Source organism: Pontixanthobacter luteolus (genome assembly GCF_947494915.1).
In the GTDB taxonomy this organism is placed as follows: Bacteria; Pseudomonadota; Alphaproteobacteria; order Sphingomonadales; family Sphingomonadaceae; genus Pontixanthobacter; species Pontixanthobacter luteolus.
Genome location: NZ_CANLWR010000001.1, coordinates 1,016,608 through 1,032,872 on the forward strand (window position 1 = coordinate 1,016,608; position 16,265 = coordinate 1,032,872).

Sequence of the window (16,265 nt, forward strand, 5' to 3'; positions counted from 1 at the left end):
CGCCGGCCCGCCCGCGATGGGCGGCCGGCACAGCAAAAATCAGCTGGCAGACTTGGCCGCTGCCTCGACCTTGCTTCGGTCAGCGAGCAGAACGGTACTTGTGCCCTTGGCCAGCACGGTGCCTTTGCTGTCTTTCAGCACACCTTCGAAGAAACCTGTCCGGCGGCCGCCTCGCTCCACCCACCCCTCGGCTATGACCAATCCAGGCCGTGCTGGCGCGAAGAAGCTCACTTTGAGCTCCAGCGACATCGGCACGATGTCCTTTCCTTTCAGGGCAATCGCGGCATGGGCCATTGCTGCATCGATCCAGCCTGTGACGAAACCGCCCTGCACCACGCCGCCCGAATGACACTGAGCGGCAGTTGCTTCATATTCCAGAACGGCGCGCCCGGCCTTGTCCAGTTCGACGATCCGAACCAGTCCCATCGTCTTGTAAAGCGGCTCTGCTGGGTTGCTTTCCATGAACATTCATTCCCTTGCGTGATGTAAGATTGTTTCTCAGCCTGGCTAACCTACTTTGCCTTTACAAGCCAAACGGCAACCCTCATAGAATGAGACATGCCAAAGGCCATCGAACTACTCCTGCGACTTACCCGCCCTTGGGCGTGAAGACCGGCGTGCTTAATCGGGTGCGCTGATCGCCCAAGGGAAAACGCCAAAATTCCGCAAAATCGCAGTTTCGAGTTTCATCAATGACCATGCTCAGCAACCCTTCTCGCAAATATCAGGCATTTCCGCAGATCGACCTGCCCAACCGGCAGTGGCCGGGCAATGTCATATCCGCCCCGCCCCGCTGGCTTTCGACTGACCTCAGGGACGGCAACCAGTCGATTATCGATCCCATGGACGCGGTGAAGAAAAACCGGTTTTTCGACCTGCTGGTTGAAATCGGGGTCAAGGAAATCGAGGTTGGTTTTCCGAGTGCCGGCGCGACCGAATTCGACTTCATTCAGGGGCTGGTGCGATCCGGGAGGGTACCCGGTGACGTAATGCTTCAGGTCCTGACCCAGTCTCGCGAAGATCTGATCCGGACCTCTTTCGAAAGCCTGGAAGGCGCCGGCACGGCCATCGTACATCTCTACAACGCGGTCAGCCCGGCATGGCGCGATATCGTGTTCCGGATGAGCAAGGACGAAGTCCGGGAGATCGCTATTCACGGCGCGAAAGTGATGCGTGACGAGGCCGCCAAACGGCCCGATACCGACTGGAATTTTCAATATAGCCCTGAAACCTTCTCCACCGCCGAACTCGATTTCAGCATCGAGGTTTGCGAGGCGGTGATGGACGTGCTGCAACCCACTGCTGAAAAGCCGATCATTCTCAATCTCCCGGCCACGGTGGAGGCGGCAACCCCCAACATTTATGCCGACCAGATCGAATATTTCTGCCGTAACCTGCCAAACCGCGAGGCGGCCGTCATCAGCCTGCATACGCATAATGACCGCGGAACAGGTGTCGCTGCCGCGGAACTGGGCCTGATGGCCGGGGCAGACCGCGTAGAAGGATGCCTGTTCGGCAATGGCGAACGTACCGGTAATTGCTGCCTCGTGACTGTCGCGCTCAACATGTACACGCAAGGTATCGATCCAGGGCTCGATTTCTCGGATATCGACCGCGTCATCGAAACTGTCGAATATTGCAACCAGATCCCGGTTCACCAACGCCATCCCTATGGCGGCGAACTGGTGTTTACCGCGTTTTCCGGCAGCCATCAGGACGCAATCAAGAAAGGGTTTTCCGCTCACGAAGCTCAGAATGACGAACGGTGGAGGATACCTTACCTGCCGATCGATCCGGCTGACCTTGGCCGTAGTTACGAGGCCGTGATCCGGGTGAATTCACAAAGCGGTAAAGGCGGATTCGCCTGGGTTCTCGAGCAGGATCAGGGCTTGAAGCTTCCCAAGGCAATGCAGGCCGATTTCTCGCGCCACGTTCAGCATCTGGCCGACGAACTGGGCCGCGAACTCAACGCTGCGGACATCTGGGATGCGTTCCAGACTGCTTATCATGTCAAAACCCCGGACAAGCATTTCCAGCTCGTCTCTTACGAAGAAAGCCGGGCTACTGACGGAACCCGCGTATTCGCCGGTACGATCTCGGTTCAGGGCAAGGAACAGAGCGTCAGCGGCAGAGGCAACGGCCTGATTTCTTCGGTGATCGACACCATCCGTGAAAGCTTCGGCGTGGAACTGGAAGTCAGCGATTATAGCGAGCATGCGCTTGGTGCCGGCACCCATGCCAATGCTGCCGCCTACCTCCAGTGCCGTGACGCCAGCGGACGGACATTGTGGGGCGTAGGGATTGATGAAGACGTCGCGACAGCCAGCGTGCGCGCGGTGTTGAGCGCGGCAAACTCTGCAATTGCGAAGTGACCTCGATCAGCTGCCGATGCGTTTCAGGAACAGCTTCGTTTTGCCGTTCTTGCCCCGCAATTGCAGTTTTTCGCCTTTGAGCCGGTAATAGAAAACCAGATCGGTGTAATTGATGTGCATCTGGTCCTCGTTGATCTGAAACGTCTGGTATACTTCGCGGCCAGCTTCGGGACCTGACTTGCGCTCAGTGATGAGCTCGCCGTCGCCGGTCAGTTCAACCGTGTCGCCGCGCAAGACATCATTGAGGCCGCGCTGGCGGGTCACTTCCCATCGGCCAATAACGCCAAGGTGGCGCATTTCAGCGGGCACATCACCCTGCCCTGCCAATGCACCCGCTCTGCCGAGCAGTCCCGCAACCATTTCACGTTCCTTGCCGATGCCAGCAAATTCTGCACCGCCGAGCCGCTCCGACAATCCGGAAATCATCCGGTATGCGCCCGGTGCATCGCCTTTCGCATGATACAGTTCCAGCGCACCGGAAAGCGAAAGGTATTCGTCGACCAGCGCCTGCGCCAGTTTCAGGTTCTGCGGAACTTCACCGCCGGGCAGCATGACCGTGTCTGAATTCGTCCCGGCAGCGCCGCTGCGCGCGTCGGTATAGCTGACTGCAACCGACATCAGCGGCTGTTCATTGGGCGGCGCACTTGCCACCTCCGTGGTTTCAAGACTAGTAAAAATCCCGCCGCCGTTACTGGAAAGGAAAGCGGACCCGATGGTGACTGTGATCGCGCCCGCAGGGGTCTGGGTCAGCACTTCATTGGGCACACCGTAAACCGCGTTCAGCTTATATCCGGCAGACGGGGTCATGGTGATCGTCACATCATGGGCAACTTCCGTGACCATGTTAAAGAATTCGCGCTGGAAGAGCGCCGGTGCATCGGCATCCGTGGCCAGATAAAACAGGTTCCCGCCGCGCACACTCGATAGCTGCATGGCCAGTGCGTTGTCGAAATCCCGCCCGACACCGATCGTGGTCATCCCGACACCGCGCCGCGAACCGGACACAGCCTGACCCATAAACCCTTCTGGATCGGTGTTGCCGACATTAGGCTTCTCATCCGTCAGCAGCATCATGCGGGTCTTGCGGCCGGACTGTTCCAGCTCTTCGAAAGCGGTCTCGAATCCCAGACGAAGGCCCGCCTCCATGAAGGTCGATCCCTCAGCCTCGATTGCCGAAATCGTTTCCGCAATCAGCTCGCGATTCCCGCCGATATCGGTCACCGGCAGCAACAGGTTCGTCTCGGTCCCGAATTCGACGATGCCAAGGCGGTCCCCGTCGCGCATCATCGAGATTGCCTGCAGCAAGCCTTCTTTCGCTCGGGCGATTTTCTCACCGGACATGGAACCCGACCGATCAATTACCGCAATCAGGCTTAGCGGCTCTTTCTGGAGGGCATCCGCATCCGCGTTGCTTTCAAACCCCAGCCCGACAAAATACTCGTCTTGCGGGCGTGTAGGCAGATTGGCCTCCGCCGCGTATCCCGCAATGCAGAACAGCTGATCGCATTCCGACTTGCTCGGCAGAGCCAGATCATATTCGCCCAGCAGTCCTTCGATCGTCAGGCTTTCGGGTCTGGGCAGAAATTCGCCGTCCAGCGAAAGGGACCGGAACTGCTTGATATCCTGTGATCCGCTTTGCCTGAGCCGAGTCGCCGTGACGATGATGGTTTGCTCCCGCGCCTCTTCGTCTTCAGGCATCTGGTTCTGAGCCAACAGGCCCACATCAGCGGTTAAGAGAACCCCCGCTGCCAAACCGGCAAAGGCAATTTTCGGATCTAAAAGCTTCATGTTCGCGACCTCCTGACATCACTCTAACACTCTCATTCCATTTCCGGAAAGTGATAGTGCAGAGTAAAATTTTCGACAAACCTACGCCTTCCCTCAGCTCTCGACAGGTCAAATTTCCACCTTACAGTGCATCAAGGGAGAAACTTTATGACCGAAGCAATACTCGAACCCGATCTGCCGATCATCGACCCGCATCACCATCTGTGGGACCTGCGCCCGATGCTCCCCGCTTTTCCCGAGCCGAGGCACCCGTTTCTGGATGCAATCGTGGGCGCTGCTTATTACACGTTCGACCAATTGCATGCCGACGTTTCCAGCGGGCATAATGTGGTCGGCACGGTCTTCATGGAATGCGGTGCATTCTACCGCGCCGACGCCAGTGACGAGATGAAGGTTGTCGGCGAGGTCGAATTTGTAAACGGTGTCGCCGCGCAGTTTGCCAGCGGCCTCTACGGCCCTCTTCGTGCGTGCGCATCCATCGTGGGCCACGCCGATCTGACGCTAGGCTCGAAGGTCGGCCCGGTTCTAGATGCCTTGGAAGCGGCGGGGAATGGCCGGTTCTGCGGCATTCGGCATCAGGGCGCATGGGATGCCGATCCAGACGTGCTGGGCGCGCCATTTCATGCCCCGGAAGGGTTGTATGGCTCCGACGCGTTCCGGTCTGGATTTGGCGAGTTCGCAAGCCGCGGGCTGACGTTCGACGCGTGGGTACTCGAACCTCAGATCGGCGATGTGACCGATCTGGCAAAGGCATTCCCCGATCAGAAGATCGTTATCGATCACTGCGGCACGCCTCTGAACATCGCATCATACCACGGCAAATTGCACGAAAACTTCGACCGGTGGCGTTCGTCGATCCACGCACTTGCAGAATGCCCCAACGTGTCGGTCAAACTTGGCGGGTTGGCGATGGCGTTCTGCGGCATGCCGGAGCACGGACCTGCGCAAGGCGTCGGATCGGAGACTCTCGCAGCGATGTGGCGCCCGTATATCGAGACCTGCATCGAAGCGTTCGGCACAGATCGCGCGATGTTCGAAAGCAATTATCCCGTCGACAGGTGGGGCGCCAGCTACCCGGTATTGTGGAACGCTTTCAAGCGAATCACATCCGGTCATTCAGCCGACGAAAAGGCCGCGCTCTATGCCGGAAATGCCGCCCGGTTCTACGGCATTGAAGAACTGTTGACGTAGGGTCGGCGGGCCCCAACATCGGTGGCAAGTGCGGAAACTCGACAAGACCATTGTGAACCCATAAACCGCAAATTCAATTTCAATTCGCAACGGAGCACCCGATGACCCTGCCCGCACCCTTTGACCGCCTGCGCCTTCCCATAATCGGTTCACCGCTGTTTATCGTATCTGGCCCGGAACTGGTCATCGCGCAGTGCAAGGCCGGGATCATCGGTTCCTTCCCTGCTCTCAATGCCCGCCCTTCCGGCGTGCTGGATGAATGGCTGCACCGGATCACTGAAGAACTGGCCGCGCACAATCGTGACAATCCGGACCGCCCGGCAGCGCCCTTTGCCGTCAACCAGATCGTGCATCGCAGTAACGATCGTCTCGATGAAGATATGGAAGTTTGCGCGAAGTGGCAGGTGCCAATGGTCATCACTTCACTCGGCGCGCGCGAAGAAGTGTTTGCTGCGGTCAAGGCATGGGGCGGTATCTCGATGCATGATGTCATCAATGACCGTTTCGCGCGCAAAGCTATTGAAAAGGGCGCCGACGGATTGATCCCGGTCGCGGCTGGTGCCGGCGGACATGCAGGCACGCAATCGCCGTTCGCGCTGATGCAGGAAATTCGCAGCTGGTTCGATGGTCTGGTCGCGCTGTCGGGATCTATCGCGCACGGGCGTTCGGTGCTTGCGGCGCAGGCAATGGGCGCGGACTTCGGTTATATCGGATCGGCATGGATTGCGACCAAGGAGGCCAATGCCGACGAAGCCTACAAGCAGGAAATCGTCGACAGCCGTGCGGCCGATATCGTCTACACAAACCTCTTCACCGGCGTTCACGGCAATTACCTGCGCGGATCGATTGAGAAAGCTGGCCTCAATCCTGACGATCTGCCGCAAAGCGACCCGAGCAAGATGAATTTTGGGTCCGGCGGAAACAGCAAGGCGAAAGCCTGGAAGGATATTTGGGGTTCCGGCCAGGGCGTTGGAGTAGTCGATGCGGTCGACAGCGTTGCAGACCGTGTGGACCGGCTTGAGCGCGAATATCACGAAGCGAAACGTGACCTGCTGGCGAAGCTGGTTGATTGATTGAATGCAAGGTTAGCGGCCAGATACTTCTGGCCGCCGACTGATGACTACCCCCTCCAGACACGCACGAATTTTCCGTTGCGCGACGGTTCAAGGCGCAGAGCATTGCCGTCGGGTCCGATCACCTGTTCGACGCTGCTGACAGGTGGCGAAAGCAGCAATTGGCCAAGCAGGCGTGATGCCAGTCGCATCGCATAGTCGCGATCTTCGGTGAGTTCAGGTTCAATCCTGAGTTCTTGCCCGGTGAAGTGAGCCAGTCCAGTGCTTTGCAGTCCGCCATCCAGCGAGCTGTTGACCGGTGCGAGTAATTGCGCGGGCAATGTACCGCCATCCAGCCATCGGGCCATGTCAGACTGGAAATGCCCGGGCTCAATCGCAAGTTCTGCAGGTCTCCAGATGACCGCAATAACATCAGGCAAAGCGGCGCTCAGGGCAACGCCGATTTCCATGATTCCACGCAGAATCGGAAGGTGCGAGCTCGCATTTCGCAGGTGCGGGCCGAGGGAAATCGCCAATGTGTCGGGGAGCGAGTCCGGCCAATAGTCAGTATCGCTATATCCGAAATGGTGGCGAGGCCGTGCAATCCGGGTCTCTGCATCTACGCCAAAGCCAGAGATATCGTAGGTCAGACCATCGACGAGGAGTTCCGCCCATCCTGCATGCTCAATCGCATCGGGCACGTGGCTAACGAAGATCCGTTCGCTGGCTTCGAGAGCCGTCAGAACAGTCGCCGCATCGGCTTTCGCCCCTTCAGCAAACGCCAGCAACAACAACCCCGCCGGCCTCGCTTCATTCTGGGGTTGTTTCCGTTTTATCGCTTTGCGCTCCCTACTCGTCCTCTGGGAGCCTATTGACTAGGTTTTTCTGCGCAGTCGAGTCCCTCAAAAGATGAATAATCCGAATTGGATGCAACAAATCAAAACATTCCGATCGACAGGCCTTCAGCCAGCGCCGCGCCCAATTCCCGGCACGTTTCTTCGTCGTTACTTGCAATGATTTTAGGCGCGAGGATTTGCTCCGGTGTTTGCGCATCGAAATTGATTATCAGCGGTTCAGCCACTCGTTTGAGGCGCCAACCCTTAGCAATTCGGTCGATCTGCCGCTGCGCCCCCTCACCATCAGACCCGGCGGCGATTGCGGTGGCGTATGCCCTGCCCTCGATTTGGCCGAGTACTGGATAGTAACACCGGTCGAACATTTCTTTCATCAGACCGGACATGGAGGCAAGGTTTTCAGGACACACGAATAGGTACGCACCGGCGTTCACTATGTCGCGAGGCTCCACGGCATCTGCGGCCAAGATTCGGCCAACCTCACCCGCGCCTTCGAGAGCCGCTTTGGCCATCGCCTCGCTCGCTCCGGTGCGGCTATGCCAGATTATCAAAAGCTTTTCATGTGGATCCGCCATGGCCGGACCATCGCGTCCGGCTGTCGATTGTCAACATCTACCCTTTGTCAGCTTGGCCGGGATCACGTAATGGATTCGGATGCCTTCACGAACACTCACACCCGTTTTCGGGGTCACAAATTCCCTTTCCGGAAAGGCGTGGCATTGGCGCGGCGGCAATATGGATATTGCCGATAATTCCGCGAGCCTGGAAAACGACATTGTGACCCAGCTTCTTCTGTCGCGCGGCGTGGGACAGGATGATCTTGAACGGCACCGGTCGCCTACTCTGCGCACTTTCTTGCCCGATCCGTCAGAATTTCAGGACATGGATGTTGCAGCTGAGCGAATTGCGCAAGCGATACTGAGCCAGGAAAAAATCACGATCTACGGCGATTATGACGTGGATGGTGCGACTAGTGCTGCACTCATGGTGCGGCTCCTGCGTATGCTGGGCTGTGATGCGCATTATTACATCCCTGATCGCCTGCTCGAAGGATATGGGCCAAGCGGCGAAGCATTGGTCAAACTGGCAGAACAAGGATCAAGCCTGATCATCACGGTCGATTGCGGCGCGATGGCTTACGAGGCGCTGGAAATGGCCAGGGATGCAGGCGTCGATGTCATAGTCGTCGATCATCACAAATGCGCAGCCGAGCTGCCCAAGGCCGCAGCCCTTGTAAACCCGAACCGGCTCGACGAATCGGACTTCGCGGCTTCGTTCGGCCACCTGGCTGCCGTGGGCGTAGCGTTTCTGCTCGGCATCGCGCTTGTGCGGACGCTGCGCAAGCAGGGTTTCTTCGACGGGCGCGCGGAGCCGGACCTGATGTCGCTGCTCGATCTGGTCGCGCTCGGTACCGTTGCCGACGTTGCCGCATTGCACGGGCTCAACCGCGCTTTCGTGGCGCAAGGGCTGAAAGTGATGTCTCGCCGTAACAACACCGGGATGGCGGCGCTGATCGATGCCAGCAGGCTCAAACGCGCGCCGATTTGCAGCGATCTCGGCTTTGCTCTGGGTCCGCGCATCAATGCTGGCGGCAGGGTTGGCGAATCCACACTTGGCGTTCGCCTGCTGACCACAAAGGACGCTGAGGAAGCACGCGACATTTCCGCTCAGCTTTCGAGCCTGAATGAGGAACGCCGCGCGATTGAGGCTGCCGTTCAAGAAGCGGCAGAGGAACAGATTGCGCAGCAGCACAACCGTGCCGTTATCGTCCTGTCCGGCGAAGGATGGCATCCAGGCGTGATCGGGATCGTCGCCGGGCGGATCAAGGAAAAGACCGGCAAACCATCAATCGTGATCGCGATGGATGGTGACACCGGCAAAGGATCGGGCCGATCGATTTCCGGCGTGGATCTTGGGGCGGCGATCATCGCTGCCCGTGCAGAGGGAATGCTGGTGGCCGGCGGCGGCCACGCGATGGCGGCTGGCCTCACAATCGAGGCTGGCAAGCTGGAAGAATTTGCGGATTATCTAGATGCCCGGCTGGGCAATACCGTAGCGAGGGCGCAGGCATCGCAATCGGTGCTTCTCGATCTGGCGGTCACGCCGCGCGGGCTTGTACCGTCGCTGGTTGAAAGCCTCGAGGAAGCCGGCCCTTATGGCGTAGGCTGGCCCGGACCGAGAGTTGCCGTGGGCCCAGTCCATCTGATCAAGGCCGATGTTGTCGGCACTGATCATCTGAGGTTGATTGTCGGTGGCAATGATGGCGGCTCGATCAAGGCGATCGCATTCCGAGCAGTAGAGACCGATATGGGCCAAGCGCTGCTGCATGCGGCGAAGGGGCGCAAATTGTGGCTCGCTGGCCGGGCAAAGATCGATGACTGGGGCAGCAGGCCAGCTGCAGAGCTGCATTTGGAAGACGCAGCCTGGGCAGATTGATCAGAAAATTGCATCAAAGCGCCAACAATGACTTGCCGAGGCTTGACGCGGCCGTTCCACGCCCCTAATTGCGCCGCCACGCCATCGGTATGGCCCCTTCGTCTAGCGGTTAGGACGCGGCCCTTTCACGGCTGAAACACGGGTTCGATTCCCGTAGGGGTCACCATCGATGGCGTTTTTCATTCCAGGTCAGCGGCATTGTGCGCTGGCCAACAGGATGGCCCCTTCGTCTAGCGGTTAGGACGCGGCCCTTTCACGGCTGAAACACGGGTTCGATTCCCGTAGGGGTCACCAATCCTCCCACAGCATCGGTTACCCTCAGATTCGCTTGCGGATTTGCAATTTCGCGTCTGGTGTGTGCCGCATTCTAACGCTAAGGCCGCGGGCAAGATGGACCAGACCGGACCCCATACCTGGCCGAGTTATCTACTCTGCGCCGCGACATTGATTGTCATGGGAATCGCCGGAGTCGATGCTTGGGTGATCGCTGCCTCCGGACTGGTCTGGATTGGCTCGATCTGGATACTTACGCTGCGGCCGCCCCCACCCCAAGTCGCCCCGCAGCAGGATCCCTTCCGCACCGACAAGATGAGCGAACTGATAGAATTTTCAGGAACGCCAATCCTGCTGGTCGATCATGGCCGGATCAGCGTTGCCAATCGGGCCGCGCGCAAGCTGTTGGGCAAGCATATTGTCGGCCAGGACATGCGCGTCGCGTTTCGCCATCCAGAAGCAATACGCCTTCTGGACAAGCAAAATGGTGGATTCACGCAGATTGTGGGTTTGGTCAGGCGGCGCGATGTGTGGCGGATGAACCGCAAGGTTTTGTCCGACAATCTGTCAGTGGTGGAACTTCTCAACCAGACTGCAGAGGTGGACATTGCGCGGGCCCACACGGATTTCGTTGCCAATGCCAGTCATGAACTCCGCACGCCGCTTGCTTCGATCATTGGCTATGTCGAGACGCTGCAGGAAAGTGACACCAAGGTAGCAGAAGCCACCAAGCACAAATTTCTTTCCACCATTCTCGCAGAGGCGAACCGGCTTCAGAGCCTGGTCAGCGATCTGATGTCGTTGTCCCGGATCGAAGCGGAAAAGCATGAACAGCCGCGCGAGAGGGTCGACCTAAAACCATTGATCGAAACCGCATCGCGTGACGCGGCCGGCCTCGAGAGAGTCCCTCGCCTAACATTCAATCTTGCTGCTGGCCTTACCGTTCTCGGGGACCAGCGCCAATTGGAACAATTGGTACGAAACCTGGTCGATAATGCGCTGAAGTACGGCGGCCCTGACGGTGCTGTAAACGTCAGCCTGTCCCGGACGGACAATGATGAAGCCCTGATTTCTGTGGCGGACCAAGGTGAAGGCATACCGGCCGAGCATATCCCGCATCTGACGCGCCGCTTTTACCGAACCGATCCGGGCCGCAGCCGTGCATCGGGCGGTACCGGATTGGGGCTGGCGATTGTGAAACATATTGTTGAACGTCACCGCGGACGGCTCGACATCGCCAGCCAACAAGGTCAGGGAACGGTTGTTTCGGCCCGAATCCCGCTGGTTGATGGTAAGGCATCGTGATTGTCATGGAATTGTCATGTTTCTCAAACAACGGTGCTGCGAACAGCATGCGGCACTCGTCCGATTCTCTGACTTCCCGCTGCTTCCCCAGCAACGCCGATAATCTGCGAATGACTCAGGACACGCCTTAGCAATGTCACCAGCGATACTTCTGCTACTCGTGATCGGTCTCGGCCTTGCCGGCTGGCTGGCCGCTCGTGCGCGTGCATGGGCGTTTCGCAGCAAAGCCGAATCCGGCCGATTGGCCGCCCTGCCAAGCTATCACGGTTGGTATGTTGCCCTTTGGATCGCCATCCCCGCAGTCCTGTTTATCGCAATCTGGTCATTCGTTTCGCCGCAATTGATCGATCAGGCCGTCATTGCATCGCCGGCGGCATCCGAGCTGCCGGAATTTGGCTTCCAGCGCGATGCACTGTTGCGAGAAGCCAAGTCGGTCGCGACAGGAAGTGCGCCCGCTGTTTTCAATGAACAGGCTGCCGCTCTGGTTGATCCATACCGTGACGCGATTTCCCGATATGGTCTTCTAGGCGGCTTGGCCACGCTTGTGATCGCTTTCTTGGGCGGGGCATGGTCTTTCTTGAAGGTCAAACCCGATTTCCGCGCCCGGACACGTGTAGAGCGGATCGTCATGGGCACCCTGCTTGTGGCCTCGCTGGTTGCGATTCTGACCACTCTGGGCATCATCGTGAGCCTCGTGTTCGAGACGGTCCGTTTCTTCGGCATGGTGAACCCGATCGATTTCCTCTTCGGTACCGAATGGGGCCCCGATCCAATGAGTAATCCGGATAATCCGGATCCCGATCGGTTTGGTGCGATCCCTCTGTTCTGGGGTACCATTTATATCGGCGCAATCATCGCCATGATTGTCGCGATACCGCTTGGCTTGATGAGCGCGATCTACCTTACTCAATATGCCGCCCCGCGTACCCGCAGCTGGTTGAAGCCCGCGCTGGAAATCCTCGCCGGTGTGCCGACCGTGGTCTACGGATATTTCGCTGCATTGACCGTGGCGCCATTCATCCGTGATCTGGCCGTATCGATTGGGATAAGCGGTGCTTCCAGCGAAAGCGCGCTGGCTGCCGGCCTTGTGATGGGCGTGATGATCATTCCGTTTGTATCGTCCATGGCCGACGATTCTATCGCCGCTGTCCCGCAGGCCATGCGCGATGGCAGCCTGGCAATGGGCGCAACCACATCCGAAACAATCAAACGGGTCCTCGTCCCCGCTGCCCTGCCCGGCATTGTCGCCGGTATCATGCTTGCGATCAGCCGCGCGATTGGTGAGACCATGATCGTGGTGATGGCCGCCGGTGCAGCGGCCAATCTGACGGCCAATCCGCTGGAAGCGATGACGACAGTAACATTCCAGATCGTTCAGATGCTCACCGGTGAAGGCAGTTTCGACCACCCGGCCACGCTCAGCGCCTTCGCATTGGGATTCGTGCTGTTCATCGTCACCCTTGGTCTCAATTTTATCGCCCTGCGCGTCGTGAAAAGGTTCCGCGAAGCTTATGAGTGATATCGAACTCCCAACCCGCTCGGCTGCCTTCGAGGCGCGCCTGAAGAAGCGTTACGCTGCGGAAAAACGGTTCAAGGCCATCGGCTTTGGGGCTGTGCTATTTTCCGTTGTCATTCTGGCGTTCCTGCTCGTCACCATGACCATCAACGGCATTGGCGGCTTCCAGCGTGCAGAACTCGCTGTGCCCATCGATATGACCGAAGCTGGTCTGTCGGGCAATGCAAGCACACTGGCGCAGGATAACGCGGTCCAGAGCCTTGAAATGCAGGGATTGCCTGCGGTGATTGAATTCTATGCCGAGCAGTCTCTCGGGGTGGAAGGGGCCGCGCAGATCAGTGACACTGCCTGGCGCGAAGTCGCCGATCAGATCATTGCCGACCCGGACATTCTGCGGGAGAAGAATATCTTCTGGCTCCCCGCAGCGCCGTCGCTGGCATCCGGTTTCGACGGTGAAGGCCAGCCCGAAATGAAGGCGCTGGCCAGCCAGCTTGCCGCTGAAGGAAAGCTGGAAAAGAATTTCGACGCGGGTTTCCTCAGCCGGTCTGATGCAACTGACCCGCAAGCCGCCGGCATCTGGGGCGCGCTGAAAGGCTCCGCGCTCACCATGCTCGTGACGCTGCTACTTGCATTCCCGATCGGTGTGCTGGCTGCGCTCTATCTGGAAGAATTCGCCCCGAAAAACCGCTGGACCGACTTTATCGAACTGTCGATCAACAATCTGGCAGCCGTTCCTTCGATCATTTTCGGCCTGCTTGGCCTTGCCGTGTTCCTCTTCCTGTTCCCCAATCTGCGCTCCACTCCGGTTATCGGCGGGATGACGCTGGCATTGATGACGCTGCCGGTGATTGTCATCTCGGGACGCAATGCGATCAAGGCCGTTCCGCCGTCGATCCGCGATGGCGCATTGGCGATTGGCGCATCACCGGTGCAGGTGGTGTTCCATCATGTTCTGCCGCTTGCCCTCCCCGGCATCCTGACCGGTACAATCATCGGAATGGCTCGCGCACTGGGTGAAACGGCGCCGCTGCTGATGATCGGTATGCGCCTGTTCGTCTCGACGCCGCCAGACGGGTTTACCTCCCCGGCTACGGTCCTGCCGATGCAGATCTTCCTGTGGTCGGATGAAATCGACCGCGGCTTCGTCGAACGTACATCGGCCGCAATTATCGTGCTATTGCTGTTCCTCCTGCTGATGAACGGCCTCGCAATCTACCTTCGCAACAAATTCGAGAAAAAGTGGTGACAGTAATCCATCCCAATCTGGAAACTACCGACGCCAAGATGAAGGCGAAGGACGTGTCCGTTTACTATGGTGACAAAATGGCGATCGATAAGGTTTCGATCGACATTCCGACCGAGTACGTGACCGCTTTCATCGGCCCTTCAGGCTGCGGTAAATCCACGTTCCTGCGTACGCTCAACCGGATGAATGACACGATCCCTTCGGCACGTGTCGATGGTGAGATCACCCTGGACGGTGAGGACATTTATCGTTCGAAGATGGACGTGGTCCAGCTCCGCGCCCGCGTGGGCATGGTTTTCCAGAAGCCAAATCCGTTTCCGAAGTCGATTTACGACAACATCGCATATGGTCCGAAAATTCACGGCATCGCCGAGGGGAAAGACGAACTGGATGCGATTGTCGAGCGTTCGCTTCAGCGTGCTGGCCTCTGGAACGAAGTCAAAGACCGGCTGACCGACAGCGGCACCGCGCTTTCCGGCGGCCAGCAGCAGCGTCTGTGCATTGCGCGCGCAATTGCAGTTGATCCTGAAGTTATCCTTATGGACGAGCCGTGTTCTGCGCTCGATCCGATTGCGACGGCCAAGATCGAAGAGCTTATCGACGAATTGAACGGACGCTATGCAATCGTGATCGTCACGCACAGCATGCAGCAGGCCGCGCGCGTTTCCCAGCGGACCGCTTTCTTCCACCTTGGCTCAATGGTAGAGTATGGGCGGACCACGGATATTTTCACCAATCCGCTGGAGCAACGGACGCAAGATTACATCACAGGACGGTACGGCTAAAATGAACGAGCATACAGTCAAAGCCTTCGACGAGGACATCACTCGTCTTCGCGGCCTGATCGCGGAGATGGGCGGCCTGTCTGAACTGTCGATCCACGAGGCGCTGGACGCTCTGATCCGCGGAGATGAAGAGCTCGCCGCCGGGGTGATCAAGCGCGACAAGAAAATCGACGCGCTGGAAGCCGAAGTCGACAAGCTGGCTATCCGCATCATTGCTCTGCGTGCGCCCATGGCCGACGATCTGCGCGAAGTGATCGCAGCGCTGAAAATTGCCGGCGTGGTTGAACGCATCGGCGATTATTCGAAGAACATCGCCAAGCGCGTTAGCGATATTGAAGATCGCAAGAAATTCGAACCGCTCACATTGCTTGCCGCGATGGGCGAAGTTGCCAGTGAAATGGTGCATGATGTGCTGACTGCATATGCCGCACGCGATCCTGTCCTGGCAAAGGAAGTGATCGCCACTGACGAGAAAGTCGACGCTTTCTACAACAGTATTTTCCGCAATGTTGTCAGCTATATGGTTGAGAATCCTGCAACCATTTCAAGCGCTGCGCAGTTGCTGTTCATTGCCCGTAATATCGAACGCATCGGGGACCACGCAACCAATGTTGCCGAGATGGTGCATTTCGCGGCAACCGGGTTTTATCCGCCAGACGAGGATAGTTGATCCGCGCGCCTGACATATTGCTGTCGTGATGCTGTAACAATTTTCGCGCCAGAAGGATGAAAATCACAGGGGCGAATCCAAAATGCCAAACGCCAAATTGCTGCTTGTCGAAGATGATCCGGCGCTTTCCGAACTGCTGGAATTTCGTTTCGAGAACGAAGGCTATGATGTCCGCACCACGCCTGATGGCGATGAGGCGCTGATCCTTGCCGAAGAGGATGTGCCCGATCTGATCATTCTCGACTGGATGATCGAAGGGACGAGCGGCATCGAGGTGTGCCGGCGCTTGCGCAGGGCCAAAGCCACGGCACACGTCCCGATCATCATGCTGACCGCGCGCGAGGCCGAGGATGACCGGATCCGCGGCCTGGAAACTGGCGCTGATGACTATCTTACGAAACCATTTTCGCCGCGCGAATTGCTGGCACGCGTTGCTGCGGTGATGCGCCGCATCCGCCCTGCACTTGCAGGCGAGTCGATCGAGGTCGGCGATATCCGTCTCGATCCGGTCGCTCACAAGGTCGAACGCTGCGGCAAGAATTTGCAGCTTGGCCCGACCGAATACCGGCTGCTGAAATTCTTCATGGAAAGTCCGGGCCGGGTATTTTCCCGCAACCAGCTGCTCGACGGTGTCTGGGGAACGGGCAGCGACATCGAATTGCGGACGGTCGATGTGCACATTCGCCGCCTGCGCAAAGCGATCCAGATGGACGGGACGAAGGATCCGATCCGGACCGTCCGTTCAGCCGGCTACGCGATGGAAGGGGTCTGATTTCT

14 protein-coding genes and 2 tRNA genes are annotated in these 16,265 nt (G+C 58.2%); 12 read left to right on the forward strand and 4 right to left on the reverse strand.

Going from position 1 to position 16,265, the window contains the following annotated elements:
* Nucleotides 1-39: 39 nt before the first annotated feature.
* On the reverse strand, nucleotides 40-462 hold the full coding sequence (locus PO778_RS04875) for a PaaI family thioesterase (RefSeq protein WP_271438810.1): 423 nt from the start codon (nucleotides 460-462) through the stop codon (nucleotides 40-42).
* A 230-nt stretch (nucleotides 463-692) separates the two neighbouring features.
* Between PO778_RS04875 and leuA the strand changes: the two genes are divergently transcribed.
* Complete coding sequence (gene leuA / locus PO778_RS04880; RefSeq protein WP_160729946.1) at nucleotides 693-2,372, forward strand: 2-isopropylmalate synthase; 1,680 nt, start codon at nucleotides 693-695, stop codon at nucleotides 2,370-2,372.
* A gap of 6 nt (nucleotides 2,373-2,378) precedes the next feature.
* Here the strand turns inward: leuA and PO778_RS04885 are convergent, their stop codons facing one another.
* Nucleotides 2,379-4,160: a vWA domain-containing protein gene (locus PO778_RS04885; protein ID WP_271438811.1), complete on the reverse strand. Its 1,782-nt coding sequence runs from the start codon at nucleotides 4,158-4,160 to the stop codon at nucleotides 2,379-2,381.
* A gap of 147 nt (nucleotides 4,161-4,307) precedes the next feature.
* On the opposite strand from PO778_RS04885, the gene PO778_RS04890 reads away from it, so the two are divergent.
* The gene (locus PO778_RS04890) at nucleotides 4,308-5,351 is read left to right on the forward strand and encodes an amidohydrolase family protein (protein WP_271438812.1); all 1,044 of its coding nucleotides are present in this window, start codon (nucleotides 4,308-4,310) and stop codon (nucleotides 5,349-5,351) included.
* 101 nt (nucleotides 5,352-5,452) lie between these two features.
* Complete coding sequence (locus PO778_RS04895; protein WP_160729949.1) at nucleotides 5,453-6,424, forward strand: NAD(P)H-dependent flavin oxidoreductase; 972 nt, start codon at nucleotides 5,453-5,455, stop codon at nucleotides 6,422-6,424.
* A gap of 47 nt (nucleotides 6,425-6,471) precedes the next feature.
* On the opposite strand, the gene PO778_RS04900 is transcribed toward PO778_RS04895, so the two are convergent.
* Together PO778_RS04900 and PO778_RS04905 are read right to left on the reverse strand one after the other, a co-directional pair.
* Nucleotides 6,472-7,191, reverse strand: coding sequence for a hypothetical protein (locus tag PO778_RS04900; RefSeq protein ID WP_271438813.1), 720 nt, complete (start codon nucleotides 7,189-7,191; stop codon nucleotides 6,472-6,474).
* 149 nt (nucleotides 7,192-7,340) lie between these two features.
* Nucleotides 7,341-7,832: a flavodoxin family protein gene (locus PO778_RS04905; protein WP_271438814.1), complete on the reverse strand. Its 492-nt coding sequence runs from the start codon at nucleotides 7,830-7,832 to the stop codon at nucleotides 7,341-7,343.
* A 79-nt stretch (nucleotides 7,833-7,911) separates the two neighbouring features.
* On the opposite strand from PO778_RS04905, the gene recJ reads away from it, so the two are divergent.
* From recJ to phoB, 9 genes are all read left to right on the forward strand, one after another.
* Nucleotides 7,912-9,693 carry a single-stranded-DNA-specific exonuclease RecJ gene (gene recJ, locus PO778_RS04910; RefSeq protein WP_271438815.1) on the forward strand — a complete coding sequence of 594 codons (1,782 nt, stop codon included), beginning with the start codon at nucleotides 7,912-7,914 and terminating at the stop codon, nucleotides 9,691-9,693.
* A gap of 91 nt (nucleotides 9,694-9,784) precedes the next feature.
* Nucleotides 9,785-9,859, forward strand: a tRNA-Glu gene (locus PO778_RS04915).
* 53 nt (nucleotides 9,860-9,912) lie between these two features.
* Nucleotides 9,913-9,987, forward strand: a tRNA-Glu gene (locus PO778_RS04920).
* Between the two features lie 159 nt (nucleotides 9,988-10,146).
* Nucleotides 10,147-11,271 carry an ATP-binding protein gene (locus tag PO778_RS04925; protein ID WP_235903609.1) on the forward strand — a complete coding sequence of 375 codons (1,125 nt, stop codon included), beginning with the start codon at nucleotides 10,147-10,149 and terminating at the stop codon, nucleotides 11,269-11,271.
* 133 nt (nucleotides 11,272-11,404) lie between these two features.
* Entirely contained in the window at nucleotides 11,405-12,790 is a 1,386-nt protein-coding gene (pstC, locus tag PO778_RS04930) for a phosphate ABC transporter permease subunit PstC (RefSeq protein ID WP_271438816.1), read from the forward strand.
* Nucleotides 12,783-14,033: a phosphate ABC transporter permease PstA gene (gene pstA / locus PO778_RS04935; protein ID WP_271438817.1), complete on the forward strand. Its 1,251-nt coding sequence runs from the start codon at nucleotides 12,783-12,785 to the stop codon at nucleotides 14,031-14,033. Before pstC ends, pstA begins: the two co-directional genes overlap by 8 nt.
* Before the next feature lie 38 nt (nucleotides 14,034-14,071).
* A complete protein-coding gene (pstB, locus tag PO778_RS04940) occupies nucleotides 14,072-14,818 on the forward strand; it encodes a phosphate ABC transporter ATP-binding protein PstB (RefSeq protein WP_202391657.1) in 747 nt (248 codons plus the stop codon).
* A 1-nt stretch (nucleotide 14,819) separates the two neighbouring features.
* Complete coding sequence (gene phoU, locus PO778_RS04945; protein WP_160729957.1) at nucleotides 14,820-15,488, forward strand: phosphate signaling complex protein PhoU; 669 nt, start codon at nucleotides 14,820-14,822, stop codon at nucleotides 15,486-15,488.
* A gap of 82 nt (nucleotides 15,489-15,570) precedes the next feature.
* On the forward strand, nucleotides 15,571-16,260 hold the full coding sequence (gene phoB / locus PO778_RS04950) for a phosphate regulon transcriptional regulator PhoB (protein WP_160729958.1): 690 nt from the start codon (nucleotides 15,571-15,573) through the stop codon (nucleotides 16,258-16,260).
* Nucleotides 16,261-16,265 lie beyond the last annotated feature (5 nt).

What these genes read in the sequence shown, in the direction of transcription:
- pstC (WP_271438816.1), top strand. Translation starts at nt 11,405, where the DNA reads ATGTCACCAGCGATACTTCTGCTACTCGTGATCGGTCTCGGCCTTGCC.
- PO778_RS04925 (WP_235903609.1), top strand. Translation starts at nt 10,147, where the DNA reads ATGGGAATCGCCGGAGTCGATGCTTGGGTGATCGCTGCCTCCGGACTG.
- PO778_RS04885 (WP_271438811.1), bottom strand. Translation starts at nt 4,160, where the DNA reads ATGAAGCTTTTAGATCCGAAAATTGCCTTTGCCGGTTTGGCAGCGGGG.
- phoB (WP_160729958.1), top strand. Translation starts at nt 15,571, where the DNA reads ATGCCAAACGCCAAATTGCTGCTTGTCGAAGATGATCCGGCGCTTTCC.
- PO778_RS04890 (WP_271438812.1), top strand. Translation starts at nt 4,308, where the DNA reads ATGACCGAAGCAATACTCGAACCCGATCTGCCGATCATCGACCCGCAT.
- PO778_RS04875 (WP_271438810.1), bottom strand. Translation starts at nt 462, where the DNA reads ATGGAAAGCAACCCAGCAGAGCCGCTTTACAAGACGATGGGACTGGTT.
- PO778_RS04895 (WP_160729949.1), top strand. Translation starts at nt 5,453, where the DNA reads ATGACCCTGCCCGCACCCTTTGACCGCCTGCGCCTTCCCATAATCGGT.
- PO778_RS04905 (WP_271438814.1), bottom strand. Translation starts at nt 7,832, where the DNA reads ATGGCGGATCCACATGAAAAGCTTTTGATAATCTGGCATAGCCGCACC.
- pstA (WP_271438817.1), top strand. Translation starts at nt 12,783, where the DNA reads ATGAGTGATATCGAACTCCCAACCCGCTCGGCTGCCTTCGAGGCGCGC.
- leuA (WP_160729946.1), top strand. Translation starts at nt 693, where the DNA reads ATGACCATGCTCAGCAACCCTTCTCGCAAATATCAGGCATTTCCGCAG.
- phoU (WP_160729957.1), top strand. Translation starts at nt 14,820, where the DNA reads ATGAACGAGCATACAGTCAAAGCCTTCGACGAGGACATCACTCGTCTT.
- pstB (WP_202391657.1), top strand. Translation starts at nt 14,072, where the DNA reads ATGAAGGCGAAGGACGTGTCCGTTTACTATGGTGACAAAATGGCGATC.
- recJ (WP_271438815.1), top strand. Translation starts at nt 7,912, where the DNA reads ATGCCTTCACGAACACTCACACCCGTTTTCGGGGTCACAAATTCCCTT.